The following is a 24,997-nucleotide window of genomic DNA, read 5'->3' as shown; positions in this document are numbered from 1 at the left end:
AGAGTTCATTACTCCTGCCACTGATTTTGATACCGGGTCATCATCAGCCAGTGAACCAGCCACACAAACGCTCCGAAAAGAAATCCCGCGATCAGGCTCAGTATGATCCAGGGAAAGCGCTGGGTCAAGGTATCGATCGGAACGAAAAACGGCGCGGCCAGAACCAGGGCGCTGGTCAGATAGAACAGCATGGTCTGCCGGAACGTTCTCTCCCGCCGGATCCGGGGCACCAGCCAACCGAGAAATCGTGCCTGAATTAAGGTGAATACCAGGAGGATCAGCCCGATGATCCAGAAACCGGCAGGCGGCGGGAAATCCGCCCCCACCAGAAAGACAGTCAGACTGATGGTAAAAAAGCCAATGGATTCCCTGCTGATAATTTTTTTCATTGTTACCCCGTTTCTCAAAAATGGAAATACTGAGTGCACCAGTCCTCGAGACAATTGGGAGGCGGCACAGATCAAAAGGAAGTCTGAGGGCAGCTCCGTGCAGCAGTTTCTGGATTGCTGCCTGGATTATGATGTCACATGAAAGGCAGGGAAGCGTTGGCTCCCCTGCCTTGTCCATATGTGGTCTTTCTCGTGATTAAGCGTTGGCTTTGACCCAGAGTCCATGCAGGTTGCAGTATTCTCTGGCAAGTTCCACTTCGTCAATGGCGACCTGGAAGAAGGCCTGCGGTGCATCGCCGGGGTTGAGATCCTGGCGCAGTACCTGACCGTTTTTGGTGAGAACTTCAATGGTGGAAATCCAATGTTCCGGGAGCATGGGATGAGCCACAGATCCAACTTTCACCCATACGCCGCCTTCAGCAGCTTCAATAACCGGAACGTGTTTTTCCAGAGCAGCGTCCACTGTGTTCTCCTTGAGCAGTTTCATTTCCTCTCCGCAGCATACCAATGCGCCGCCTCCGGCGAGCAAAACCTCAACCACATTGCCGCATACATTGCATTTGTAGATTTCTTTTACTTCAATTGCCATTATATCTCCTCCTTGAAATCGTGGATTAGTACTGTCTCTATTATAGCCTTAATTCCCGTAAAAAACTTTGAATGCTTGGTAAACAAACCAGTGGTCATCGACTCCGGCCAGTTCGCGGATGGAGTGCATGCCCAGGATCGCATTGCCAATGTCGACGGAACGGATCGGCAGGACCGTGGAAGAGATGGGGCCGATGGTTGAGCCGCCGGATTTATCAGAGCGGTTCACATAGGTCTGACAGGGAACGCCGGCTTTTTCACAAATCGCCTTGAACACAGCGGTGGACTGAGCATCCGAGGTGTAACTCTGATTGGCGGCGATCTTGATCACCGGTCCCTGATTCATGCGCGGCCGGTTGGTCGGATCGGCGAATTCACTGAAGTTGGGATGAACCGCGTGAGCCAGGTCCGCGGAGACCATGAAAGATTTTTCCAGAGCCTGGAGGTAGTCCGCCCGTGAGCCGCCCAGGGCATAGACGAGCCGCTCCAGAAGATGGGCCAGAGTGGGGGCACCGGCTCCCTGCTTGGTGCGCGATCCGACTTCTTCGTTGTCGTAAACCGCTGCCACGCGGATTCCCTTTCCGGTGGTTTCCAGCATTGCTTTCAAGGAAGCATGGGCCATAGCCAGATTATCCATGCGCTTGGAGGAGATAAATTCTTCCTTGAGTCCGACCAGTTCTCCCCTGGCTGTCTCATAGAGGTACAGTTCGTAATCGAGAATGTCCTCAACCTCAATCTCCAGCTTCTGGGCAATCAGCTGCTGGAAGATCTTTTCTTCCGTGGCTGTTTCTTCCAGGCAGACAATTGGAAGCACCTGAGTCTGAGGATTCAGTTCAACGCCCTTGTTGACTTCCCGGTTCATGTGGATGGCTGGATTGGGAATATAGAGCACCGGACGCTCCAGATCAATATTCATCAGCTGGGGGGCCATGGGGTCATTCGATTTCACCGCGACCCGTCCGGCTACCGACAAGGGCCGGTCAAACCAGGTGTTCAGGATCGGGCCGCCATAAACTTCTGTATTCAGACGAACGAAACCTTCTGAACGCATTTCGCAGTTTGGCTTGATCCGAAAGGAGGGCGAATCGGAATGGGAACCGATCAGCCGGAATCCATTGTGATAGGTGCCTGCTCCAAGGTCCACTGCGAAGATCGAGGATCCGTTCTTGATGTAGTAAACTTTATCCCCTTCTTTTACGGACCAGTCCGCGTCTCCTTTCAGTTCCCGGTAGCCCGCGCGCTCCAAAGTATCGGCGATGTCCGCCACCGCCTGGTAGGCGCTGGAGCCGCGATGCAAAAAGTCCATCAGATCCTGTGCCAGTTCTTTCTTCGTCATAATCTTCCTCCTGTTTCTTTCCGGGCTTTATTCAGCCTCTTTTCATACAGTACCAGTATAGCAAACAAAGGCCCCTCCTGAGATTGATTCTCTCCATCATGCCGTTAATTTTCCTTGAATTCTCGCCCTGGAGACGGGTATGATATCTCACGTGTGCTATAGTGAAATAATTGGACTGGGCACTGCCCGTCAAAAATAAAGATCCACCTGGTATCGTGAAAAGAGGAACCCATGACTGATTTTTTAATTAAGCGTTTTATTAAGAGTGACAATGTTCAGGATCCGGCCGTACGGGAAAAATACGGTTATCTGGGTTCGGCGGTGGGTATTCTTGTCAATATTGCCCTGTTTGGACTGAAGCTCACGGTGGGTCTGTTGATGAACAGTATCTCCGTCATCGCCGATGCGTTCAACAACCTGTCGGATACTGCCTCATCCCTGATTACCATGATCGGCTTCCGCCTGGGCAACCGCCCCGCTGATGAAGGACACCCCTATGGCCACGGACGGATTGAATATTTTTCCGGCCTGATTGTCTCGGTGCTGGTACTCTACGTCGGCATCCAGTTTCTTGTGACGTCTGTCCGGCGAATCTTAAACCCCACCCCGCTGGAATTCCGCTGGATTCCTATCATCCTGCTGATTGTCTCCATCTTCTCAAAAATCTGGATCTCCGGTTTCAATCATACTATTGGAAATAAAATCAACTCCTCGGCGCTCAAGGCATCTGCCCTGGATGCCAAAGGAGACGTCATGATCTCCTCCACCGTCGTGGCCGGGCTCCTGTTTTCCCACTTCAGCCATATCGAAATTGACGGCTACATTGGATTGTTTGTCGCCGGCATGATCGTGAAAAGTGCCTGGGAGCTGATTCGGGAAACCTTGAATCCCCTGCTTGGGACTCAGGCCGACGAAGAGCTGATTGAACGGATGAATCAAATCCTCCTGAGCAACGAAGAAGTTTTTGGAGTTCATGATACGGTGACCCATAATTACGGACCTAGTACGGTTTTTGCCACCACTCATGTCGAGGTGCGGGATGACATCTCCGTAACCGAAATTCATGACATTATTGATGATCTGGAAAAACGGGTCCTACGCGAACTCGACGTAGAACTGGTAATCCATATGGATCCGATCCGGATGGCGGACGAGAAAAAAGTGGCCATCGTCCGTCATCTCAGGGATGAACTCCTCCAGGTCGATGGCGTTCGCTCGCTCCATGATGTGAGACTGCGCGAGCACGAGACCCGATACATCGCTGAACTGGTAGTAGACCCGGAAACTGATCTGGCCTCCACTCAGCGAGTTGCTGAGCAGATTGTCCGGGATCATCAGCTGGAACCTGACCTTCACCTCGAGGTACACAACCTCATGAGTCACGGCTGGAGTAAATCATGAGATCTTATCGCTTAAGCCGTCCTTTTGACATTTCTCTGGAGAGCTATGGAGGCAGTCAGATGTGGTTTCCCCAGAAGTATCAGCTGCAGACGGGCTGCGGACCGGTGGCACTGGCCAACCTGTATGCCTGGTACCGCAACCTCCGCCTGAACCAGTCGGACATAACCCGCCTCCAGGAATTGATCACCCGCTTCCTGAGCGGACCGGTGGTACTTCCCCAGCAGTTTATCCGAGGGGCCAGACGCCTGTTTGAGCGCTCCGGCTTTCACCTGGATCCTATCCGGCAAACCCTCTTCCGGCATAGCCCGAAGGGGCGGGAACGCGTCCTGCGCCTCATCATCAGCTCCCTGGAGACGGATCATCCCCTGCCCCTGCTCATGGGACCCAACCGCCCCGGCGCTGTTTATCGCCGGGACTTTAAAAATCACTGGGTCCTGATCACCGGACTGGACCTCGAGGCCGATCGGGCCATGCTCCACGTCAGCTCCTGGGGCAGTCCCTTCGAAGTCGATCTGGATCAGCTCATTCAGTCCAAGCTGTTTCTCTCTGTGCTGTCCCTCCGGGTGAGCAGGCAGTAAATGCTCAAACCAGACCAATGATCCGCAATCCCATCTGAATTTGGCTGTATTCTATAAATGTTATATTTGCATTCGCAAAGGCGGCCCCTGTTATATCCTCAGGATACGACAGGGGCCGCCTTATTGTTTCATCCCTCTCTATTGAGAGGCGGGATGAAAGTCATGAAGTTCTCTTTGCAGTGCTTATATGCCTACTTCGAACCATCCGAGAAATTGACGTCTTCGTTCTGTGTCTCAATCACATGGAGACGGTGCAGGGCACGCGTGCTCATGATGTATTTGACCAGGTCCGGTTTGGGGCGGTTGGGTCTGGTATCCACCAGAATGACTCCGTCAAATTCCAGGCCCTTGGCCAGGAAGGCCGATAACAGCAGGGTGCTGGAGGAATACACGCCATCCTCAGTCCGGATGAACTTATAGTAGATTTCATTCTTCAGAAGCTGATGCAGGTCCTGCGCACTGTCCAGGTCACGAGTCAGAATGGCGATGGACTCCACGCCGTCTTCCCGCATCCGGGCATACTGCGCCTTGACCAGAGCCGCCGCCGACGCAAGGTCCGGCGCTGATTCCACCTGGACCGGCTCCCCGCTGCGCAGGGATTCGGATGTTCCATTGGGCAGGAATGTATCGGCGTATTTCACAATTTCATCCGTGGAGCGGTAGCTCTTGTTCAGTTCAAAGATCCTGACATCCTCAAACAGACGGCCCAGTTCAAGGAATCCGGCATCCTCCCATTGAATCAGCCGCTGATTGAGATCTCCGACGATGGTTGCGTTGACGCAGCCGGTGATTTCCTTGATCACGCGGAAATGATTCAGGGACAGGTCCTGGGCTTCATCGATGATCAGGTATTTGACTTCGTAGGGAAGCTTCACGCCCTGAAGGCGATGCTTCAGATACAGCATAGGTGCCAGGTCCTCATGGGTCAGGATCCGCATCGTATTGCCAGCCTGATACAGTTCCAGAATGCTGCCTTTTCCCAGATAAGTGATCTGCTCCCGGAATTGTACAACTTTCTCGACAAGCTGGCGTACGCTTTGCCAGCGTGACAGTGATGCATCTTCATTGAGGGTCGCCCCGCTCTCGACCTTTTTCTGGAGGTCCCGGTACCTGCGGTCTATTTCCCGCAGTTCCCGGTTGCGGACTTCGCGCATCCGGTTAATAATGACCCGCTTGATTCGCAGCGCACGCGGAATCAGGGGCATGTAGGCAAAATCGCGGGCCATGGTCTGGTGCATTTCATTCCGGCTCATCAGGACTTTCCCTAAGAAAACAATGTCCTGCTCCGGGTAAAGCGATGCTTCCAGATCCTTCACCAGCCGATCCATCCGGTCAAAGCTGGCCTCCGAGCGTTTGCTGGCCGCATCCCGATAAAGATCCTCATCCCCGGAGGCAATGGCTTCAATAAAGTCCTCCTGGGGGAGCAGATCCAGATTGGGCTCGGCGAGGAGTTCCAGCATAAAGTCCACCATGGTGTTCTGACGAACTCCGGTTTCACCCAGGGTGGGCAGAACCTGAGAAATGTATTCCATAAAGATGTTGTTAGGGCCCAGGATCAGCACCTTGTCTTCCAGCTTCTTGCGGTAATTGTACAGCAGCCAGGCGACCCGGTGCAGGGCGATGGTCGTCTTACCTGAACCGGCGATGCCGTTCACCACGGCGACACCCTGCGGGCGATGCCGGATGATTTCATCCTGCTCCCGCTGGATGGTCATAACGATGTCCTTGAGCTTCTCTCCGGCACTGGATGACAGGACATACTGCAGAATTTCATCTCTTACTTCAACGTCTGAGTCGAACATACCGAGCAGGCGGGAAGCCTTGATGATGAACTGGCGCCGGGCCAGAATCTCAGCCTGGGCGTCACCTGCCGGGGTTTTATAGCTGGCCTGTCCCAGGCCGCCATGATAGAACAGTGTGGCAATAGGGGCCCGCCAGTCGATGATGAGGGGCTCCATTCTGGCATGGTCAATAAAACCATACTTGCCGATGTAGATTTCTTCCTGGTCACTTCCTTCGGAAAAAGCGATCTTCCCGAAATAAGGAGTGTCGATGAGATCCTGGAGTTCATTGATCCGCCGCAGAACGGCTTTGAAGTTCTCTTCCTTGGCGAACATTTCATGATCAAATGCATCCAACGGCATGTCCTCATCAAATTTATTTTCTTCGATCATCTGCTTGCGATAATCCACCAGATACTCCGTGAGTTTCTGCTTCTGTCCGGCCAGGTCCGCGACTTCCTGATTCAGTCTCTGAATGACTCCATCCAGATGGCTGAGCTCCACCTGAACCTGAGGTCGTGAGCGATCGAGATCGATAGTTGCTTTTGACAAATTGATATTCCTCCCCAAACGGGGTTTTCTCCCCAGTGTTGTTTATTCGATTGTGTCAGTGGGCTGCTCGGTGTCCGGTGCCGGCAGGACAATATCCTGCTGGGCTATCGGAACTTCCTGGACTTCCGGTGCCGGCAGGAGCGTATCCTGCTGGGCTTCTGGAACTTCCTGGACTTGCGGTGCCAGCAATCCAGCATCCGGTTCGGTTGGCCGAATTCCTTCGCCGGCCGAATGATGGGCTGCGTCTTCGTCAGAGCTCTTCATGAAGTCCTCACCCTTGAACGCCCGGATGATTTCTACCAGCTCAGCTCCGGTAAGGGTTTCCTTTTCCAGAAGCTTTTCCGAAGCCTTAACCAGAAGTTCCTGATTGTCTTCGAGCAGCCGGCGGGCAGTGGCATGGCAGTCTTTGATGATCATGGCCACTTCCTGGTCCAGTCTGGTCTGAGTTTCCGGACTCACGTTAGAAACCGGACGGCCATCCAGGTACACATTGGTGTTGGATTCCAGTGCCATCATGCCGAAGGCATCACTCATGCCGTACATGGAAACCATGCGCCGGGCCATGGCGGTTGCCCGCTCGATGTCATTGGACGCACCGGTGGTGATGCTGCCAAACTCCACTTCCTCAGCGGCCCGGCCGCCCAGGAGGATGGTGATTTCCTGCAGGATCTCTTCCTTGCTCATCAGGTACTTGTCTTCCATCGGCACCTGCATGGTATATCCGAGGGATCCCATCGTTCGTGGGATGATCGTGATCTTGACGACCGGATCCGTATTTTTCTGGAGGGCTGCCACCAGGGCATGCCCGATCTCATGGAAGGAGACAATTCGTTTTTCCTTGGGCGACATGATCCGGTCTTTCTTCTGCTGTCCGGCAATGACGACTTCAATGGCTTCCATCAGGTCTTCCTGCTTGACGAACTGCCGGCCATTCTTGACCGCGCGCAGCGCGCCTTCATTAATGATATTGGCCAGATCAGCACCGACGGCGCCGGGCGTGGACTTTGCCAGCTCATTGAGATTGACATCATCGCCCATCTTGACATCCTTGGAATGAACTTTGAGGATCGCTTCCCGACCGCGCAGGTCCGGCGCGTCGACAATAATGCGCCGGTCAAAGCGGCCCGGACGCAGCAGCGCCTTGTCCAGCACTTCCGGACGGTTTGTGGCCGCCAGGATGACAATTCCCTTCTGGGAATCAAAGCCGTCCATTTCGGCCAGCAGCTGGTTGAGGGTCTGTTCGCGCTCATCATTGCCGCCCGGCAGTCCGCCGCTTTCGCGGCTCTTGCCGATGGCGTCGATTTCGTCGATGAAGATGATGCAGGGAGCCTTGGCTTCGGCTTCCTTGAAGATATCACGGACCCGGGCTGCGCCCATACCCACGAACATTTCCACAAATGCGGAACCGGACTGGGAGAAGAACGGCACATCCGCTTCTCCGGCTACGGCTTTGGCCAGTAAGGTTTTTCCGGTACCGGGAGGTCCCACCAGAAGGGCGCCTTTGGGCAGACGAGCGCCAATGGCTGCGTATTTCTGAGGATTATGCAGGAAATCCACAATTTCGGTGAGGGATTCCTTGGCTTCTTCCTGGGCTGCCACATCCTTGAAGGTCACGCCGGTGGACTTTTCATACAGCTTGGCCGTGCTCTTGCCCAGACCCATAATGCCGCCGCCTTTGGCGCTCATGGACTTGGTGAACATACGCAGGATGAAGAAGAAGAACACCAGCGGCAGGATAAAGGAAGCCAGGTTGAGCACCGTGGTCATAATGTCGGTGCTGTTGGTCAGGCTCGTCGGAATGTTCTTCTGAGCGGCCTGATTGATGACTTCCGAAGCCAGAAGGTCAATGGCCTCCGTGCGGTAGAGGGTGTCGCCGGAGTTCAGCTGATAGGTGATGATTCCGGCGCCGGTATCGTATTTGAGGGATTTTACCTTATTTTCATTCAGCGCCGCGGTCAGGTCCGTATATCCGGCCTCCACCGATTTGGGCGCTCCAAAGTCCTTCATGTTCCAGAACATGACCAGCATGCTGATCAAAAGGACCACCATCAGAACCAGATTGCGTGAATCCGGTTTCGGCGGCTCCGGCCGTCCGGATTTTTTATTTTTATTGTCTTCGCTCATTTTGTTCCTCCCTGTCGGGTTTCATTACAAATTGGATAAAGCAAGGATGGCTTTTGCGTAGATATGGGTCCAGGTCAGCAGATCTTCAATCCGGATGAATTCATCCGCGATGTGATCGACTTCTTCACGCCCCGGCAGGCCGGGTCCGAAGGCCACCACATTGTTCATGGACTTGGCGTAGGTGCCGCCGCCGATGGCAATGGGACGGGCGGACTCATCGCCAGTTACTTCCTGGTATACACTCATCAGTGACTGGATCATGGGCAGATCCTCGGGGTAGTAGAGCGGCGGTGTAAATTCACCGAAGGACAGTTGGTAGCCCCGGGGCGCAAACTTCAGGCGCAGCGCGCTGATGACGTCTGCGTCGGTAAAGGTCACCGGGATTCTCAGGTCAAGCACCAGCTTCATCTGACCGCCGTCGCACATTAGCTGTCCCAGGTTACAGGTCAGTTTGCCGGAGGGCTCATCGGACAGTCCGATGCCCAGATGCTCGCCGTTGACATCGGCAAATGCATCCAGCAGGAACTCCATTTCCGGTGCCAGCCGGCGATCCAGCTGCTTCATGCTGCGGAATAACTTCAGAATGGCGTTATCCCCCAGTTCCGGCGTGGAGCCATGAGCTGACAGGCCTTTGAGCGCCAGTTTGGTGGACTCTCCGTCCAGACAGTAGCTCAATGTAGCTTTATCGGGAACCATATTGGGCGCGCTGCCCCCCGTCAGTTCAAGAATCTCAATGTCCGAGGTCTTGAGCGGCTTTCTCAGTTCAACCCGCAGGATCCCCTTTTCCGCGTAGATCACGGGGAAGGAGGCATCCGGGGTGAAGCCGGCTTTGGGTTGCGGCGCTGACTTGAGATAGGTTTCGATATCCGGTCCGCCGGTTTCTTCACAGGTCCCCATAATCACACGCACCGGGGAAGTCAGAACCGCACCTTCTTCCCGAAGTGCTTTCAGGGCGTACAGAGCGGCTACCAGCGGACCTTTGTCGTCATTGGTCCCGCGGCCGTAGATTCTTCCGTCCCTGATTTCTCCAAATGGGTTGGTGGTCCAGTCGTTTCCGACCGGAACAATGTCCAGATGACCCAGGATGGCGACATAGTCATCCCCCTGGCCATGGGAAGCTTCTCCCACCCAGCCTTCGACATTGCGGGTTGACAGGCCCAGTTCTCTGGCAATGGCCAGAGCTTCCTCCAGACACTGCGCTACCGCTTCGCCGCAGGGTGCGCCGGTCTTGGGCTCTCCTGCCACCGAATCGTGAGCTAGCAGCCGGTTCAGATCCCGGAGCATGTCTTCCTGATAACTTTCTATTCTTGCTTTTAAATTCATCGTGGTGCCCTTCCTTTTGTTGCTGTCCCATTGGGACGGGTTGTCGCGGCTGGACGGACCGTATCTGGTCCGGCGCCGGAATTGATCAATGCCATGGTCAAACGTTTCGAAAAGGGACTGCGGGAAACGGAAAACTTCCTTCTGCTTCCTGAAGATCCACATCAGTTCATTGTATAGAGCTTAGATTAAATTTTACTTAAGATATCCCATTCGTCGGATGGGTCCGAACCGCAGAATGACTTTCCCCATGATTTCACGCCGGCGAACAAAGGGTTCCTGCCAGACTCTGGCGTCATGCGAGTCTTCGCGGTTGTCTCCCAGAAAGAGACAGGATCCGAGGGGGATGTGAAAAAGGTGCTCTCCTTTGGTATGTCCCTTAATATAAGGCTCATTCAGAGGAGTGTCATTGACATAAATCTTTCCCTGCCGAATTTCCACCGTTTCTCCGGGCAGACCGATCAGCCGCTTGATCATGACCAGGCTGCCGTCGCCCTTTTGCCGGGCCGTGGATCGAAACACCAGAAGATCGCCCCTTCGGATCGTTCCGCTTCCCGTGATCCGCCGGACCAGCAGGCGATCACCCGGCTGAATCAGCGGCAGCATGGATCCGCTGGGAACCTGGATCCGAAAGAAAGAGAACCACATCAGGTACAGCCGCAGGCCGGCCAGAAGCAGCAGGGTCAATCGAAATGCGGTTTCAGTACTAGGCATGCCGGACCTCCCATTGTAAAAACTCAAAAAAGCTCTTCTCCTAAGTATATAGCAAAAACCGGTTTGCTTCAAAAAATACCCCGGAACCTGTGTCAAATCTGTTCGTCGGTTCGACGGTACCGAAAACCGAATTATGACAGTTCTAGGTTCAGGACTTCATGGATTAAATCCGTCCATCGACCGGATGGCGAATCTGTTATGGTCTTCATAAAAGTTTAATACAAGTTTAATATGGCAATCCTATAGTTAACTCGATGTGAATGATTTCACAACACAGATTGTGATATCATTATATACGTAAAAATAAGACAGGATACGAGGTAGCAAACATGATTCGTTTTGATGAAGTCACCAAAGTCTACAACGGTACGCATAAGGCCGTTGACGGGCTGTCGCTTGAAATTCAGCCGGGCGAAATCTTCGGCTTTCTGGGACCCAACGGCGCCGGCAAGACCACCACGCTGAAAATGCTGGTCGGGATCACTCCGCCGACATCCGGACAGATCGAAGTCAACGGCATCGATATCCTGAAGGATCCCATTCAGGCCAAAAGCCAGTTTGGCTATGTACCGGACAATCCGGACATTTATATCCGCCTGCGGGGAATTGAATATCTCAACTTCATGGGAGATATCTATAATGTACCGCCCCAGGACCGGCAGCAGCGAATCGAGCAGATGGCTCGCGATTTCGAGATGACTTCGGCGCTGGGAGACAAGATTCAGAGCTACTCCCATGGTATGCGTCAGAAGATCGTCCTGATGGGTGCTTTGATCCATGAACCGAATGCCTGGATTCTGGATGAACCAATGACCGGCCTGGATCCCAAATCCTCCTATATTTTGAAGGAGCGCATGAGATCCCACGCCGACCGGGGCAATATCGTCTTCTTCTCCACCCATGTGCTGGAAGTAGCGGAAAAAATCTGCGACCGGGTCGCGATTATCAACAAAGGTAAGCTGCTGTATGTCGGAAACGTGCAGAATCTGCGAGAAACACTGGGTGAAAACACCAGTCTGGAGCAGATGTTCCTGGAGCTGACGGAAAATGAATAAAACACTGCTTCTATTCAAAACAATGTTTCGATCGGAGGATGTGCTGGAAATCAACATGCAGCGCTCCGGTCGGATTAAGGGGATTTTTAAGGTCATCGGACTGATCCTGCTCCTGCTCTTAGCCGGAGTGTCCTTCGCTCCCATCATCGCGGAACTGTATCCCCCATTCAAAATGATGGGAATGCAGGATCTGCTGCTGAAGCTGCTGCTGTTCGGAGCTTCCTTTATCGTTCTGATTTTCGGCTTTTTCTATGTCATGAGCGTCTTCTATTACTCCAGCGACATTGAGAACTACCTGTATCTGCCGATCAAGCCCGGAGCTCTGGTTCTGGCCAAGTTCATGATCGTAGCTTTTTACGAAGTCATCAGCACCCTGGCTATTTTCTATCCCTCCTTCGTGGTGTTCGGCGTCATGGATGGACAGGGACCGCTGTTTTATCTCAAAGTGCTCCTGACCATGATCATACTGCCCATTGCACCTCTGGCGATCATGGCGATCCTGTGCATGATCCTGATGCGCTTCTCAAAGCTCTTCCGGAACAAGGATCGCTTCACCCTGCTCTCATCCCTTGTAGGTATTTTCATTGCTCTGTCTATGTCCAGCATTATGCAGCGCCTGGCCAACAGCACTTCGGACGGTCTCCCGGCTCTGCTTCAGACTCAGGGAACACTGTTCAATGTGCTTTCCGCGGTATTCCCCGCCACCACCCTGATGCACCGCGCAATCTTCGGTTCAGCCGGCACCTTCCTGCTCTACACCGGACTGGCTCTGGCCGTCTGCGGCGCGTTCATCTTCGTATTCTATCAGCTCGGAAACATGCTCTATATCGACGGCGCCAAGGGCCTGAAGGAATCCGGCATGCGCCGCAAGTCTCTCAGCGTCAAGGAAATGTCCGCTTCCACCAGAAGAAGCAGTGCCATGATGGCGATTGCCGTCAAGGAAATGCGCATTCTGCTTCGGACTCCCCCGTATTTTCTCAACTGCATTCTGGTGAGCCTGATCATGCCGGTGTTCTTTATCTTCCCGGTCCTGTTCGGCGGAGACCTGAACGAACTGGCTACAGAGATCGGAATGTCTGATTTCAATCAGATTCGGCAGTATGTCAAGCCGGACATGGTCATTATCGGCATTATGGCCCTCATGGCCTTCTATGCCGGACTTAATCTGATTGCTGCCACTGCCATTACCCGGGAAGGCAGCAACTTCAGCTTTATGAAATACATTCCGGTTCCCTACCGCACCCAGCTCATGGGCAAGCTGATCCCCGCCATGGTCGTTGAACTGGCAGGAGTCATGATCCTTCTGGTCCCCGCCATTATCCTGCTTCGGCCGGCTGCCTGGGCAGTGGCCGCCGGAATTATCCTGGGCCTGCTCCTGTCGCTGGCGCTGAACTTCGCCATGCTCAGCCTGGACATCGTCAAGCCCGTCCTGACCTGGACCACGGAACAGAAAGCGGTCAAGAACAATTTCAATGCCATGATTTCATCCTTCGGTTCGATGGTGGCTGGAGCTCTCCCCGTTGTCCTCTATCTGTTTGTTCCCCTGGATAAGTTCGTTCTGTTCGCGGTGTTCTTTGTCGTTCTCGCGGTCTTGAACGCGCTGATCTATCGGCAGCTGCCGATTCTGGCACAGCGCTCATTCCAGGACAGACCATGACGCAGATCACTCCATCTCCGGTCTTTCCTTACGGCCCCAAGGAAATCGAAGAGCTGGCCCGCAGGGATGAACGCCTGGCTCAGGCCATCCGGCGAATCGGCCTCATTCAGCGGCCGATTGTTCCGGACCTGTTCGAAGCCCTGATCTCTTCCATTGTCAGCCAGCAAATTGCCAAAAAAGCTTATGAAACGGTCTGGAACAGACTGAAGACTCTGACAGGGCCGGTTACCGCCCGGAATATCCTGTCCCTGGATCGCGATCGCATCAAAGCCTGCGGACTTTCCTACAAAAAGACGGACTGGATCCTGACCATTGCCGGACAGGTTGATTCAGGGGAACTGGACCTGACTCAGCTCCACGACCTGCCGGATGAAGAAGTAATCCGCCGGTTGAGTCAGCTGCCCGGAATCGGCCGCTGGACGGCCGAAATGCTCCTGATCTTCTCCCTGCAGCGGCCGGATGTCTTGAGCTACGGTGATCTTGCCATTCGCCGGGGCATTCAGACCCTCTACAGGATGGAAGCCCTGACCAAAGCCCAGTTCGAAGAAATCCGCAGACGTCTCTCCCCTTACAACTCCATCGCATCCCTCTACTTTTGGGAACTGTCCCATGAACCGATTCCATCCGCTGCGGTCGCCCAACAAGACCAGGGTTCACCAGGTGCCACGGAATGACACCGGCCCACCCCCAAAAGCAGAATGTCTCCGGGAATACTCCATGGACTATTTTATGTAATATCTCCTGAAGTAAACACTTGTAATTTCTTTTGAATTAAACATTTGTAATATCTTCTAATGTATACACTTGATTTATGTCTTGAAACAAACTCCCGGAAGATCATAAGCCGCTGTCCAATCTTTGGACAGCGGCTTGACTCTTTGGGCAGGATCCGGAATGATCGCACCTCTTTTTCTTTCGGTTAGTTACTCAAAGAGTATCTGCCGAAGCATCGCTCCTTAGGAATTAGAACTCACGCAGGCTCAGATAGAACATGGCGCAGATGGTCTTGGAATCCTGAATCTGATTGGTACGGATCCATTCCAGGACCTGGGACCGTGGAACAAATTCCCACTCGAGGAACTCGTCTTCATCGCGGTGTTCCTGGCCCTCGGAGAGTCCGCGGGCCAGGTAAAGCGAGATTTTCTCATCTGAATATCCGGCAGCCAGGGCCACATCCCCCAGGTATTCCATGGACCGGGCTGAGAACCCGGTTTCTTCTTCCAGTTCCCGGTGAGCGGCCGCCGTCCGGTCTTCCGCCGGATCAACCTTGCCGGCCGGAATCTCCAGGATGACTTCGTCTAAAGCAGTCCGGTACTGGTACTCCAGCAGAATTTCATCCTCGTCATTGATGGCAAGAACTGCCACCGCCCCCGGATGGCGGACAATGTCCCGGATCCCTTCCCGTCCATTGGGAAGTTCCACCAGCACGCGATCCACCTTCAGGAAATCCCCTTGAAATACCTGTTCCTGCTTTTTGATAATTTCTTTCATTGTCTTCTCCTTTCTCAGCGGATCGTCCAGTCGATGGGTCCAAGTCCGTTCTGTGCCAGAAACTCATTGGCCTGCTTGAAATGTCCACAGCCCAAAAAACCGCGGTGCGCCGACAGCGGAGAGGGGTGCGTGGTTTTCAGGATCAAATGTCGTTCTGAATTAATGAGCCGGGCTTTCTGCTGAGCCGGGGCTCCCCAGAGCAGGAACACCATGGGCTTTTCCCGGTCATTCAGGCGATGTATGATCGTATCCGTGATTTCTTCCCAGCCACAGCCCTTATGGCTCAGCGGCTTGCTTTCCCGCACCGTCAGAATCGTGTTGAGCAGCAGCACCCCTTCCTTCGACCAATCGGCCAGGTAGCCGTGGTTGGGAATGGGACAGCCGAATTCGGCATGCAGTTCCTTGTAGATGTTCATCAGCGAAGGCGGGATTTTCACACCCGGCCTGACCGAAAAACACATGCCGTGGGCCTGGTTTGGCCCGTGATAAGGATCCTGGCCCAGGATCACGGCCTTGACCTCACCAAACGGGGTGGCCTTCAGGGCGTTAAAAATATCATGTTTGGGCGGATATATGGTCTGGGTGCGGTACTCCTGGATTAAAAATTCTCTCAGCCTGAGGTAGTGTTCCGACTGGAATACATCTTTGAGGACATCGTCCCAGTCATTGCCGATCTGAATCATGTTCTGTCTACTCCTTCCTGGGGTTGTCTGCTTCTATTGTACTATAACTTCCGGGGCCGAACTCCATCCCGGAACTTAGTGTAAAGTTACTGTAGGTCGAAAATGAAAGAGAATAAGCCCAAGTGCTAGAATGTTAGTAACAACAACAAACAAACTACACGAAAGGACTTATTCTCATGCCTATCTTAACAGATTTCAACTCAATGTTCACCTCTCTCAGACAAGGTTTTGATTCAAGAATGGCAAGCGGTACCCTCACCATGGATCAGGTGGTCCAGGAGACTCACGAGCTGACGGATCGGATTGCCCGTGAGCAGATCCAGGATTATGTTCAGGTACTCGATGAGCGCCTGAGGAACTCACAGTTACGCAAAAAGGATTACTCCATCGAACGGCGTAATCAAACAAAAACCATCGCTACTACAGCCGGACCTGTGGTCTTTGACCGGACGTACTTTCGGGATAAAAAGACTAATCACCATGTGTGTCTGGTGGATCGTCTTCTGGGCCTTGAGCCCCATCAGAGAATCAGCCGGGAACTAGCCTCGTGTCTTCTCTCCAGTGCTAAAGATATTTCTTACCAGGGGACGGTGGAGCGCTATGCAAGCAGCGGAATTACCAGCCGCACTACGGTAATGAATCTGGTCCATCGACTGGGGAACATTGAGTCTTCTGAGGGACCCCTGCCTCAGAAAAAAGTGGTATCTCGGATCTATATTGAGGCCGATGAGGATCATGTAGCTATGCAGGACGGTTCCAATCAGCAGATGCGGCTGATCTACGTCCATGAGGGGCAGCAGAGTGTCGGGAAGAGACGCAAGGCCTTAATGGGTGTACGTCGATTTGCAGGCTTCTACAAGGGCAACTCGGATGAACTGTGGTACGAAGTGTTCGATTACCTGAACTCGGCTTATGAAGTGGATAAGATCGAGGAAATCTCCTTATCAGGGGATGGGGCGTCCTGGATCAAGATGGGTGCCCAGATTCTGCCTCGATGCAAGCTCTATCTGGATAAGTTCCACCTGGAAAAGGCCCTGCGCCAGGCGGCAACGCCGATTGATTCCTACAAAGGGACAAAGGATGAATATTACTGGTACCTCAAAGACGCCATCAGCATGGACTCCCTTGAGGACATCAACACATTCTTCGAATCAGCGGCGGGATTGCCGCTTAAAAAGACCCAGGAAAAGAAGTTAGGCGAGATGAAAACCTATCTTTTGTCCAACTGGGAATCGATCCAGAACGCGGCCAAGTCGGGCTATCAGGGCTGCAGTGCGGAAGGGCATGTCAGTCATGTGCTTTCCTCACGGTTATCATCACGCCCGATGGGGTGGAGCACAGTAGGTGCTGAGAATATAGCGCGCATGCGAGTTTTCGTCCTCAATGGCGGGGATCTCATGGGCTACTTCGCTGCCAAAGAGAAAGAAAAGAAGAAGGAAGCCCGACTTTTGAGGCTGGAAAAACGGATCGTGAAGAATAGCCGGGTCTACCCGGTAAAACAAGGTTCAATCAGCTATGCAACGCCTCATTTTGGGTGGTATAAATCGTAAAACCCGGGCTACTTGGAATCCGCACGGCAGGCCTATTCAATTTTTGAACCGAAAGTAAGTTGACACTATCATCCCGGAAAGTGAGCTACCCGGTTATGGCCAGTTTGGTATACAATGAAAGCAATACGAGAAAGGAATGATACACCATGCACGAACACATCGTCGTGATTTCACTGGATGCCATGGGTACAGCTGATTTCAATCAGTTGAAAGACACCCCTGGATTTCAATATCTCCTGGAAAACGGGACTTACTGCGACCAGGTCACCAGTGTCTGCCCCTCCCTGACCTACCCGGCCCATTGTTCGATCGTTACCGGTAAAATGCCGCGCAATCACGGCATCATTAATAATACAAAGATCCAGCCTGATCGGGATCAGCCCGAATGGTTCTGGTACCGCAAGGATATCCACGGTGAAACTATCTGGGATATCGCCCATAAGCAGAAGAAGTCCGTAGCTTCCCTGCTGTGGCCTGTTACAGGGCGCAGCAATATCAAGTACAACCTTCCGGAAATCATTCCGGTCAGAGCCTACCAGACGCAGGTCTCGCAGGTGATGGCGGCCGGCAGCCCCAGATACTGCCTGGAACTCGACAATAAGTTCAAGCATCTGCGCAAGGGCATCGCTCAGCCCTGGCTGGATCATTTTGTCCATGCCAGCGCCAAATATACCTTCAGCAAATATCAGCCCTATCTGACTCTGGTCCATTATGTCGATCTGGATTCCATGCGCCATGAACACGGACTGGATTCAGAAGAAGCTCGCCAGGCGATATTGCGGCACGGAGAGCGGATCAATGACTGGATCAACTTCCTTAGGGAATCCGGCAAGCTGGAAACTACTGTATTCATCGTTCTGGGCGACCATTACCACCGGGCCGTAAAGAAGGTTATCCGGCCGAATGTCTTTTTACGAAAGCTCGGCCTGATTAAAATGATCGAGAATGACATACTGGACTGGAAAGCGTACTTCAAGAGCTGTGACGGCTCCGGCTATATTTACGTGGATAAACGGCATCCGGAAGTCGTGGAACTGATCCGCGACAATCTGACCGTTCTGTCCGCCTATGAGGAAAACGGACTCCTCCGTTTCATGGATGGATCGACGGCAGCCTCACGGGGCGCCGACCCCAACTGCACGTTCATGCTCTGTGCCTGTGATGGTTATTATTTCAGCGAATCCCCCATCGGAGAATTCATCGAGGATGTCGAGAATGATCCAGCCCTGTACCGGTCCTGTCACGGCTATGAACCGCACCTTCCGGACTATCAAACAGTGTTCCTGATGTCTGGTCCTGGCATCCGCTCCGGTCACCGGATCGCGGCGATGAATCTGATTGATGAAGGCCCGACCATCGCCAAGCTCATGGGTTCTTCTCTCTGTGGCGTTGACGGAAGGATTCGCTATGATTTCTTCAGTGACATCCTGCCGTAAGCTATCGCCAGTCGGATGGATCACCCGGATCTACAGACTGAACGTGCAACTGGCCTCCGAAGGGTTTTAAACTGAATGTGGATGATCACCGCCTGAGCTCATCATTTCGAGGGGCTCTTCACCAATTCGTGCTGACAAGCGAAGCGCAGGTCCAGGTTTGGAACTGCGCCTCGCTTTATTATTGGAATTAAATATCGAATTTCAAAATCGAATTTCACAATCGAATTTCAATATTGAAATTCAATGACTTTCTCATCAGAATGGGTTCGGTTATTTGTTCAGAGTTTCCACTCCGCGGACTTCACTGGTTTTCAGGAAAGTTCCGCTGCGCAGTTCGGCAAAGGCCTCGTTCAGTTCTTCCTTGGTGTTCATAACAATGGGTCCTCCCCAGGCAACGGGTTCGTCAAGCTTCGGGCCTTCGATGTACATAAACAGGGCCGGCTCTGAAGCAGTGACTTCGAGGTCGGTTCCGGGAGTAAACAGAACGCCATTCTTCTTTTCCACAAGAGTTTCTCCTGCCTGGAGGGCGCCGCGGAAGATAAAGAGGAATGCGGTATCATCATGAGGCAGCTGCTTGCTGAACGAGCTGCCCGCTGCCAGTTCCACAAAGTAGATCTGGGGGGAAACATAATCAGGCCGCACTTCTCCCTGGACTCCGCCAAACTCTCCGGAGATCAGCCGTACAGTCATGCCTGGCTGGGTATACACCGGCATCTGATCTTCATTTACTTCCCGATAAGCCGGGGGCTGCATTTTGTCTTTCTGCGGCATGTTGAGCCATAGCTGGAATCCAATCATTGCCTCCGATTTCAGGGGCATTTCCTGATGCATGATCCCGGAACCCGCTGTCATCCACTGTGTACCGCCAGGCAGTATGGTTCCTCGGTTGCCTAAGGAGTCCTGATGCTCGATGGCACCGGAAATTAGATAGGTAATGGTTTCGATCCCCCGATGCGGATGCATCGGAAAGCCAGCGATGTAATCGAGATAGTTGTCTGAATCAAACACATCCAGCATCAGGAACGGATCCAGTTTGTTGATCGTCGCCTGACTCAGGACCCGAACCAGCTTAACTCCGGCTCCGTCCATTCCATCAAATCCTCGTCTGATTTCCTGTATTCCCCGTTTCATACTTCCTCCTTGCTGCTTACCATCGATTTTTTGGTTACGTCCAATTGATTTCTTACCCAAATAGTACCACAGAAACAACGAATTAGCACAGATACCACTGCTAATTCAGCGTACCGGCCGAACTGCCGGAACCAGAGCTGACTCGATCTCTTGCTGATTACTGCTCAAAAAGAGCCAAAAGAGGTCCAAGTGGGTTATTATTACTCATTCGCCCGATTCCAAAAATCAGAATCGCTGAATCGGCTCGTTGACATAATCGTTCAGGATCCCCGAGCAAGTGGTCCTTGTGTATCAATTTTATTGCTGAAATAATACACAAATAAAAAAAGTCATATGAAGCTCTCACAGACTTCATATGACGTCAGAAGGTTTGTTCTTTACTATGGGAGGTAAATCCATAATAACGAATGTCATTGGGTACTCATACACCTTTCGGTATAGAAGAAGGGAAAAGAATGAAAAATTGTACCACTTTTCACCAGCTTTTCTATTTCTAATATATAATAGACTCAAGGTTAAAAAACCGCAGTTGAGTGTGGATTTTAAATTTTTTATGACAGAGGGCATGACATGATTGAAAGCTATAATATGAAAAACTTTGGAGAAGTCGTGCGCACCATCCGCCGATCTCTCAATATGACTCAAAAGGATGTACGGGACCGTGTCGGAATCAGTGAAAATGCCCTGATGAAGCTCGAGAAAGGGCAGGTTATCCCCAAATATGAAACCCTTGAGCTCCTGTCCCTGGCCTACAAGATCGACCTCATGGCCCTGTTTCTCAAGTATCGGTATGATACGAGCCTTGAGACCATCATGGTCAAGGCCGATGAAGCCATCATCAATAACCAGCCCCAGATTCTGCAGCAGTGCCATGAGCAGTACTTCGAGTATCTGAAATCGGGCGATCATCGAGACTTAATCAATTCAAGCGATTTGGATCTGCTGGAATGCTTCCTGGCGAACGCTGCCAAATATTACCACCATAACCTGAAGGACTTTCAAATCCAGGCCATGATCGAGAACATCCGCGCGACATTGCAGCGGGTCAATCCCGACATGAAGTGGCACAAACTGGACAAAGGCCGCTTCAACCTGTGGGAAATCCGGCTCCTGATCCTGCTGGCCCTTTTGGAAGGAAACCTGGACCATTATGATGTATCTATTCGCATCCTCGAATCCATCTACCTTCGCTTCAAATCCCTGCGCAAGCAGGTCGTCCGGGAGCAGAAAGTCTTCCTGATCGCGCTGTTTAACCTGTCTTATCATTACCATGTGACCGATCAGTTCGACAAGGCCCTGGAGATTGCAGAGGCAGGAATCGATTATGCCAAGGAAACATCGGATTTCACCCTGCTCCACGCCCTGTATTATCGCAAGGGCATCGCCCAGTATCTGCTCGGTCAAGCGAACTACCTGGATGCTCTGCGCTTCGCGGTGACCATGCTGGAGATTCAGGACAAGCAGGAAATGGCAAAGCTTTACCGCACTGTCAGCAAGGACAACTATCAGATCGAGATACCCTGATCAGGTATATGATCGATCAGGATTTCTCCTGGAGAACTGCCGGCCAAGCGGACGCAATGTCGACTAACAATACCGACCCAACAGAAAACTGACGCCTTGAATGATCTTGACCTGTCTGCATGACAGGAAGTGATCATTCAAGGCGTCAGTTTTTTATTTCATGATCTGCTAAACATCCTAATCCAAACCGGAGCTCTGATCAGTTCATGTTCACGTTCATGTTCAGCTTCGGGTTTGGGTATAGGTATAGGTATAGGTATAGGTATAGGTATAGGTTCCGGTTCAGTTCCAGATCCAGGTTCTTGCCCCATCAGGCAGCACGCTTCAGGTACTGCTCCAGCTTCATCAGATATCTTGCAACACCTGATTTGGCGGTTTCTTCTGTAAATCCCAGTTTTCGGAACAAGTGGTGACTACCCTCGTTCCCGGGCATGATTTTTGCCTGGAGGGTTTCATAACGGAGGCGGAAGAAGCACTCCTGCAGCGCGAGTTCAACTGCTCTGGTGCCATATCCCCGGTTCCACATTTCTTTGTCACCGATGACAATGACGATTTCGGCCAGGCGATTGCCCTTGTCGACCAGCTTCAGATAGCCAATGGAGCGGCCATTGTGCTTGATTAAATAGAAATTTCCGCCGCTGCAGAACATGTGGGTTACAATCGGACAAGTCGTATAACGCAGAGCGGCCCGAATTTCATTGCTAATCTCATGCCCCTCTGAAATGTATTGAGTTATTTCCTCATTATCCAGCCAGTCAGCCATCAAATAGGCATCATTTAAAAAAATCTCATCATCCAGCTCAATGATCTGATTCACAGTATCCAGGACCTCCCATCAGTAAACTCTATCCACCATAGCACAAACCCCGGGACAAATCCCCCGACTTAACCGTGGTTGTTTGAATTTACCTCATGAAACCTCAACTTCCCTTCACTTCCCTGTGCTTCTCTCCAATTACCGTTTTATTAATCAGCTCTCATCGTCTGAAATCAGCTAAAATGACCTTATATCGCCCAAAATGAACTTTTCACTTTTCATCAGGCAGTCGACGATACTAAACTCATTCATTTCCGATATTTTGGTCTGTTCGTGTAGCAATGCCGGGTTCATGATCAACGTTTGGTCACATTACCAGAATCCGTTTCTCTGCCAGGATCCAGTTTTAATTGATCCTCCTGCTTAATGACTGAAATTAAGACTCCGCAGACTGCTGGTCACTCGAAAAAAGGATCAGCCAGCTGGCGCGATGCCAGGCGGCTGATCCTTTGTAGAAGGGAATTTTTAGCGGAAGAAGAGCGGTGCAAAAACCAGAGAAATGATGGTCATCAGCTTGATCAGGATATTGATGGAGGGTCCTGAAGTATCCTTGAACGGATCTCCCACAGTATCTCCGACAACGGCTGCTTTGTGAGCATCAGAGCCCTTTCCGCCGTGATGGCCGGATTCGATGTACTTCTTGGCATTGTCCCAGGCTCCGCCTGAGTTGGACATCATGATGGCCAGGAGGACACCGGTTACAAGGGCTCCCGCCAGCAGTCCGCCCAGGGCTTCTTTGCCCAGCACGAAACCGGTGGCAAGAGGTGCCAGCAAGGCAATGAGCCCGGGGGCGATCATTTCCTTCAGAGCATGAGCTGTAGAAATGGAGACGCATCGTGCGTAATCCGGTTTCTCAGTTCCAGCCATAATGCCCGGCATTTCCTTGAACTGACGGCGTACTTCCTTGATCATTTCATCCGCTGCTCTGCCGACTGAATCCATGGTCAAAGCCGAGAACAGGAACGGCAGCATGCCTCCGATCAGAAGGCCGACGATAACCGTTGGATTGAGCAGACTGATTTCTGAAAGCTTGGCAACCTGCGCATAGGATGAGAACAGAGCCAGGGCGGTAAGAGCCGCGGAACCAATGGCAAAGCCTTTGCCGATGGCAGCGGTGGTATTTCCGACAGAGTCCAGGGTGTCCGTGATTTCACGGACTTCATGGGGCAGCTTGCTCATTTCGGCAATTCCACCGGCATTGTCTGCCACCGGGCCGTAAGCATCCACCGAGACGACCATGGCGGTCGTTGAGAGCATACCCACTGCGGCCAGCGCGATTCCGTAAAGGCCGGCAAACAGGAAGGAAACCATGATTCCAACACAGATGATCAGAATGGGCCAAAGGGTGGAGAACATTCCTACACCGAGTCCGGAGATGATATTGGTGGCCGTTCCGGTTTCAGACTGAGCCGCAATGCGGCGAACAGACCGAAAAGCGTCAGAGGTGTAAAGCTCAGTGACCTTTCCGATCATGAGACCAACCACGATTCCCGAAATAATGGCATAAGCCGGCTGCAGCGTCTGAAAGAAGTAGCTGCTGAAGAAGAGCGAGGCAACCAGCACCAGGCCGCTGGACACATAGGTGCCCATATTCAGTGATTTTGCTGGATCAGATGTTCCCTTAACGTTCATAATACCTGCCATGGAGGCCAGTATTCCGATTCCGGCGATAACCAGCGGGAAAATGGATCCTTCGACAACGGGGACAAGGAATTCCTTTCCAAGCAGCGGAACAATCTTTTCAATCGTTACTGCCAGTGTGATGGCAGAGATGATGGATCCGACATAGCTCTCAAACAGATCCGAGCCCATGCCCGCTACGTCGCCCACGTTGTCTCCGACGTTGTCAGCGATGACTGCCGGATTTCTTGGATCATCTTCCGGAATGCCAGCCTCCACCTTACCAACCAGGTCAGCTCCGACATCGGCAGCTTTTGTATAAATTCCGCCGCCCACGCGGCCGAACAGGGCAACGGATGAAGCCCCCAGAGAGAATCCGGTGATGACGCTGTAGGCATCAAAGCCCAAAAGGAACAGCGAGAACCCGATTCCGAACAGTCCCAGTCCGGCTACCGCCAGACCCATGACCGCTCCTGACCGGAACGCAATCTTCAATGCACTGCCCATGCCACTGTTCTTTGCGGCGGCGGCGGTTCGAACATTCCCCTGGGTCGCGGCATTCATGCCGAAGGCTCCCGCCAGAACGGACAGGATAGCTCCAAACAGGAAGAGGAATGCAGTCTGCAGGTTAATTCCGAACAGAATGACCAGAAATAAGATAGACATAATTGCGACCATGTAGATGTATTCCCGCTTCAGGAATGCCATGGCCCCTTCCCGGATGTATCCGGCGATCTCCCTCATCCGATCGTTTCCGGTATCCTGTTTGGTGATCCAGACAGTCAGGAACACCGCCATGGCAATGGCAAGCGCTCCGGATAAAGTTGCAGCAAGTATCCAGTTATTCATTTTATCGCTCCTTATACCAAATGTATTAATATATTATAAGTAAAGATTCCGAAGAATAAAACCACCTGGACCCATTACTTTTTCATTAACAACCCTTAAAAACTGTTCAAATAAGCAAATTATTTGCTCATTTCGCCCGTGACCTCGGGTATAAATTTAAGATTCCCCATAAAGGAACACTTTCATTAGCATTCTATGAAGTTCGTCGAACTTTATTTTCTTTCTGTTTATTCGCGAATTACTGCATAATCAACTGTTGCATTCATTGATTCTCGGGGAATGGCTGAGCCCGACGAGACCTTTAGCAGAAATTATTACTCAGCGCGGCGGTAAAGGCTCCGGAATTGAAGTTGACCAGAAGGAACCAGTTGTCAGCAAAAAAAGAAAGAGAACGGCCGGGG

At 52.1% G+C, this 24,997-nt stretch carries 20 protein-coding genes; 8 read left to right on the top strand and 12 right to left on the bottom strand.

All coding sequences use genetic code 11. The annotated features are described in order from the left end of the window. Positions 1–8 precede the first annotated feature (8 nt). The 3 genes from NQU17_01910 to NQU17_01900 all read right to left on the bottom strand — a co-directional run bounded on the left by NQU17_01910 (position 9) and on the right by NQU17_01900 (position 2,313). On the bottom strand, positions 9–389 hold the full coding sequence (locus tag NQU17_01910) for a hypothetical protein (GenBank protein UUM12336.1): 381 nt from the start codon (positions 387–389) through the stop codon (positions 9–11). A gap of 196 nt (positions 390–585) precedes the next feature. Then, a complete protein-coding gene (locus NQU17_01905; protein UUM12335.1) occupies positions 586–978 on the bottom strand; it encodes a desulfoferrodoxin in 393 nt (130 codons plus the stop codon). 48 nt (positions 979–1,026) lie between these two features. Continuing rightward, the gene (locus tag NQU17_01900) at positions 1,027–2,313 is read right to left on the bottom strand and encodes a M18 family aminopeptidase (GenBank protein UUM12334.1); all 1,287 of its coding nucleotides are present in this window, start codon (positions 2,311–2,313) and stop codon (positions 1,027–1,029) included. Between the two features lie 231 nt (positions 2,314–2,544). On the opposite strand from NQU17_01900, the gene NQU17_01895 reads away from it, so the two are divergent. Together NQU17_01895 and NQU17_01890 are read left to right on the top strand one after the other, a co-directional pair. Beyond that, positions 2,545–3,714: a cation diffusion facilitator family transporter gene (locus NQU17_01895; GenBank protein ID UUM12333.1), complete on the top strand. Its 1,170-nt coding sequence runs from the start codon at positions 2,545–2,547 to the stop codon at positions 3,712–3,714. Continuing rightward, positions 3,711–4,292: a hypothetical protein gene (locus NQU17_01890; GenBank protein UUM12332.1), complete on the top strand. Its 582-nt coding sequence runs from the start codon at positions 3,711–3,713 to the stop codon at positions 4,290–4,292. The genes NQU17_01895 and NQU17_01890 overlap by 4 nt, the downstream gene beginning before the upstream one ends. Before the next feature lie 191 nt (positions 4,293–4,483). On the opposite strand, the gene NQU17_01885 is transcribed toward NQU17_01890, so the two are convergent. The 4 genes from NQU17_01885 to lepB are packed head-to-tail and all read right to left on the bottom strand — an operon-like array spanning position 4,484 to position 10,783. After that, positions 4,484–6,625: an AAA family ATPase gene (locus NQU17_01885; protein ID UUM12331.1), complete on the bottom strand. Its 2,142-nt coding sequence runs from the start codon at positions 6,623–6,625 to the stop codon at positions 4,484–4,486. 42 nt (positions 6,626–6,667) lie between these two features. Further along, positions 6,668–8,749, bottom strand: coding sequence for an ATP-dependent zinc metalloprotease FtsH (gene ftsH, locus NQU17_01880; GenBank protein ID UUM12330.1), 2,082 nt, complete (start codon positions 8,747–8,749; stop codon positions 6,668–6,670). Positions 8,750–8,773: 24 nt separating this feature from the next. Then, positions 8,774–10,234, bottom strand: coding sequence for a Sapep family Mn(2+)-dependent dipeptidase (locus NQU17_01875; protein ID UUM12329.1), 1,461 nt, complete (start codon positions 10,232–10,234; stop codon positions 8,774–8,776). A gap of 30 nt (positions 10,235–10,264) precedes the next feature. Beyond that, entirely contained in the window at positions 10,265–10,783 is a 519-nt protein-coding gene (gene lepB, locus NQU17_01870; GenBank protein ID UUM12328.1) for a signal peptidase I, read from the bottom strand. A gap of 329 nt (positions 10,784–11,112) precedes the next feature. Here lepB and NQU17_01865 point away from each other — a divergent pair, with 329 nt between their 5' ends. Genes NQU17_01865 through NQU17_01855 form a run of 3 tightly spaced genes read left to right on the top strand, consistent with a single transcriptional unit; the run spans position 11,113 to position 14,169 of the window. Then, complete coding sequence (locus NQU17_01865) at positions 11,113–11,838, top strand: ABC transporter ATP-binding protein (protein UUM12327.1); 726 nt, start codon at positions 11,113–11,115, stop codon at positions 11,836–11,838. Next, on the top strand, positions 11,831–13,495 hold the full coding sequence (locus NQU17_01860; protein ID UUM12326.1) for an ABC transporter permease: 1,665 nt from the start codon (positions 11,831–11,833) through the stop codon (positions 13,493–13,495). Before NQU17_01865 ends, NQU17_01860 begins: the two co-directional genes overlap by 8 nt. Further along, on the top strand, positions 13,492–14,169 hold the full coding sequence (locus NQU17_01855; protein ID UUM12325.1) for a DNA-3-methyladenine glycosylase 2 family protein: 678 nt from the start codon (positions 13,492–13,494) through the stop codon (positions 14,167–14,169). The genes NQU17_01860 and NQU17_01855 overlap by 4 nt, the downstream gene beginning before the upstream one ends. A gap of 289 nt (positions 14,170–14,458) precedes the next feature. On the opposite strand, the gene NQU17_01850 is transcribed toward NQU17_01855, so the two are convergent. Then, entirely contained in the window at positions 14,459–14,986 is a 528-nt protein-coding gene (locus tag NQU17_01850; GenBank protein UUM12324.1) for an NUDIX hydrolase, read from the bottom strand. A gap of 14 nt (positions 14,987–15,000) precedes the next feature. After that, a complete protein-coding gene (gene ung, locus NQU17_01845; protein UUM12323.1) occupies positions 15,001–15,669 on the bottom strand; it encodes a uracil-DNA glycosylase in 669 nt (222 codons plus the stop codon). Positions 15,670–15,845: 176 nt separating this feature from the next. On the opposite strand from ung, the gene NQU17_01840 reads away from it, so the two are divergent. Then, positions 15,846–17,219, top strand: coding sequence for an ISLre2 family transposase (locus tag NQU17_01840; protein ID UUM12322.1), 1,374 nt, complete (start codon positions 15,846–15,848; stop codon positions 17,217–17,219). A gap of 146 nt (positions 17,220–17,365) precedes the next feature. Next, a complete protein-coding gene (locus tag NQU17_01835; protein ID UUM12321.1) occupies positions 17,366–18,655 on the top strand; it encodes an ectonucleotide pyrophosphatase/phosphodiesterase in 1,290 nt (429 codons plus the stop codon). Positions 18,656–18,925: 270 nt separating this feature from the next. Here NQU17_01835 and NQU17_01830 read toward each other — a convergent pair whose 3' ends face one another. Continuing rightward, positions 18,926–19,786, bottom strand: a complete 861-nt coding sequence (locus NQU17_01830; protein UUM12320.1) for a pirin family protein — start codon at positions 19,784–19,786, stop codon at positions 18,926–18,928. Between the two features lie 570 nt (positions 19,787–20,356). On the opposite strand from NQU17_01830, the gene NQU17_01825 reads away from it, so the two are divergent. Further along, positions 20,357–21,310, top strand: coding sequence for a helix-turn-helix domain-containing protein (locus NQU17_01825; GenBank protein ID UUM12319.1), 954 nt, complete (start codon positions 20,357–20,359; stop codon positions 21,308–21,310). A 310-nt stretch (positions 21,311–21,620) separates the two neighbouring features. On the opposite strand, the gene NQU17_01820 is transcribed toward NQU17_01825, so the two are convergent. Together NQU17_01820 and NQU17_01815 are read right to left on the bottom strand one after the other, a co-directional pair. Then, complete coding sequence (locus NQU17_01820) at positions 21,621–22,127, bottom strand: GNAT family N-acetyltransferase (GenBank protein ID UUM12318.1); 507 nt, start codon at positions 22,125–22,127, stop codon at positions 21,621–21,623. 465 nt (positions 22,128–22,592) lie between these two features. Continuing rightward, a complete protein-coding gene (locus NQU17_01815) occupies positions 22,593–24,596 on the bottom strand; it encodes a sodium-translocating pyrophosphatase (GenBank protein UUM12317.1) in 2,004 nt (667 codons plus the stop codon). Between the last annotated feature and the right edge of the window lie 401 nt (positions 24,597–24,997).

The organism is Clostridiaceae bacterium HFYG-1003 (assembly GCA_024579835.1).
In the GTDB taxonomy this organism is placed as follows: domain Bacteria; phylum Bacillota; class Clostridia; order Clostridiales; family Clostridiaceae; genus JG1575.
Note: the sequence above shows the minus strand (reverse complement) of the source record. Positions and strands in the feature narration are given on the sequence as shown.

Bases quoted from the DNA above. Each gene is read 5' to 3' on its own strand.
- NQU17_01815 (UUM12317.1), bottom strand. From the start codon at position 24,596: ATGAATAACTGGATACTTGCTGCAACTTTATCCGGAGCGCTTGCCATT.
- lepB (UUM12328.1), bottom strand. From the start codon at position 10,783: ATGCCTAGTACTGAAACCGCATTTCGATTGACCCTGCTGCTTCTGGCC.
- NQU17_01875 (UUM12329.1), bottom strand. From the start codon at position 10,234: ATGTGGATCTTCAGGAAGCAGAAGGAAGTTTTCCGTTTCCCGCAGTCC.
- NQU17_01890 (UUM12332.1), top strand. From the start codon at position 3,711: ATGAGATCTTATCGCTTAAGCCGTCCTTTTGACATTTCTCTGGAGAGC.
- NQU17_01900 (UUM12334.1), bottom strand. From the start codon at position 2,313: ATGACGAAGAAAGAACTGGCACAGGATCTGATGGACTTTTTGCATCGC.
- NQU17_01830 (UUM12320.1), bottom strand. From the start codon at position 19,786: ATGAAACGGGGAATACAGGAAATCAGACGAGGATTTGATGGAATGGAC.
- NQU17_01910 (UUM12336.1), bottom strand. From the start codon at position 389: ATGAAAAAAATTATCAGCAGGGAATCCATTGGCTTTTTTACCATCAGT.
- NQU17_01865 (UUM12327.1), top strand. From the start codon at position 11,113: ATGATTCGTTTTGATGAAGTCACCAAAGTCTACAACGGTACGCATAAG.
- NQU17_01905 (UUM12335.1), bottom strand. From the start codon at position 978: ATGGCAATTGAAGTAAAAGAAATCTACAAATGCAATGTATGCGGCAAT.
- ftsH (UUM12330.1), bottom strand. From the start codon at position 8,749: ATGAGCGAAGACAATAAAAATAAAAAATCCGGACGGCCGGAGCCGCCG.
- NQU17_01895 (UUM12333.1), top strand. From the start codon at position 2,545: ATGACTGATTTTTTAATTAAGCGTTTTATTAAGAGTGACAATGTTCAG.
- NQU17_01860 (UUM12326.1), top strand. From the start codon at position 11,831: ATGAATAAAACACTGCTTCTATTCAAAACAATGTTTCGATCGGAGGAT.
- NQU17_01850 (UUM12324.1), bottom strand. From the start codon at position 14,986: ATGAAAGAAATTATCAAAAAGCAGGAACAGGTATTTCAAGGGGATTTC.
- NQU17_01855 (UUM12325.1), top strand. From the start codon at position 13,492: ATGACGCAGATCACTCCATCTCCGGTCTTTCCTTACGGCCCCAAGGAA.
- ung (UUM12323.1), bottom strand. From the start codon at position 15,669: ATGATTCAGATCGGCAATGACTGGGACGATGTCCTCAAAGATGTATTC.
- NQU17_01840 (UUM12322.1), top strand. From the start codon at position 15,846: ATGCCTATCTTAACAGATTTCAACTCAATGTTCACCTCTCTCAGACAA.
- NQU17_01835 (UUM12321.1), top strand. From the start codon at position 17,366: ATGCACGAACACATCGTCGTGATTTCACTGGATGCCATGGGTACAGCT.
- NQU17_01825 (UUM12319.1), top strand. From the start codon at position 20,357: ATGATTGAAAGCTATAATATGAAAAACTTTGGAGAAGTCGTGCGCACC.